The organism is Bartonella sp. AA78NXGY, from assembly GCF_042197005.1.
GTDB lineage: Bacteria > Pseudomonadota > Alphaproteobacteria > Rhizobiales > Rhizobiaceae > Bartonella.
In genome coordinates this window covers 1-1,059 of record NZ_JBHIRI010000071.1, presented here as the reverse complement: position 1 = coordinate 1,059, position 1,059 = coordinate 1, and the positions used below count along the sequence as shown (strand labels likewise).

Sequence of the window (1,059 nt, the reverse complement as noted above, 5' to 3'; positions counted from 1 at the left end):
GCAAAAAGGCATTGTATCTCCAGCATATTCAAGGAGATAAAACATGGAAACTCGCATTCCTGAAAACACACCATTTGAGACGAATTTTCTAGGAGAAACATCTCTAGAAGAAAAATATTCACTCTTTCACACACCCATTTCATGGTCCGCAATCTTTGCGGGACTGGTGACGGCTCTTGCCACCTCAATCTGCCTCTCTTTTCTGGTTGCAGCTTTAGGCTTAAGCCAAATGGATTTCACTTCTTCAACCCCATTTGAAGGCTCTTTCCTCTCCTTTGGCGTGGGTTCTGTTATCGTTACACTGATTAGCCTAGCCTTGGGAGGCTTTGTCGCTGGACGTTTTGCTGAAACCTCAGGGATTCTTCATGGCTTTCTCACTTGGGCTCTCATAACATTGCTGATGACCCTCCAAGCCATCCACGTGGTTTCTAGTACAGCAAAGATAGGAGCTAAAACGGCTCTCGAAAACAGCTCCATGGTCCAACAAACCGTAGACAGCCTAAAAAACAATATTTCCCCTATACTTGCAAACTTAAACAGTGAAAGTCTTGAAAAGTTTTTCGCAAAAAATAGTGACAATGGCATCAATTTTGACCAACTTTCGAGTGAATTGCGCACCCTTCTCAATAAAAGCGACATTCCTGCTCTCAACCCTGATCGCTTGAAACAAACCTATCAAGCTGCACTCAATGATATTGGTTCTGCGATAACAGCTTTCAAAAATGATCCTTCTTACTATCGCACCACTTTAAAAAATCTTGGTGAGCGCCTGTCTGATCGTGTAGAAGATCTCACGACAAAATTTGATCGAAGTGATATCATCAACGCGCTCATAAAAGATGGCATGTCCCGTTCGGATGCACAAACAGCAGCCAACCATGCTGTTCAACTCTATCAAAGCGCAGAGGAAAAGACCGAAAAAGCCATCAAAGTCCTTGAAGAACGGGCAGAAACACTCTCAGACAATCTTGAGGATACGATCAAGGGAGCAAAAAACACTGCAACTAAAGCCACAAAAACAGCCTCCAATATGGGGTGGTGGGGCTTTTTAGGAAGTCT

1 protein-coding gene is annotated in these 1,059 nt (G+C 43.5%); it reads left to right on the top strand.

Annotated elements, in window-relative coordinates; all coding sequences use genetic code 11:
* Positions 1-43: 43 nt before the first annotated feature.
* Positions 44-1,059: DUF3792 domain-containing protein (locus tag ACFINL_RS09675; protein WP_375651483.1), on the top strand; the 1,016-nt coding region annotated here is incomplete at its 3' end.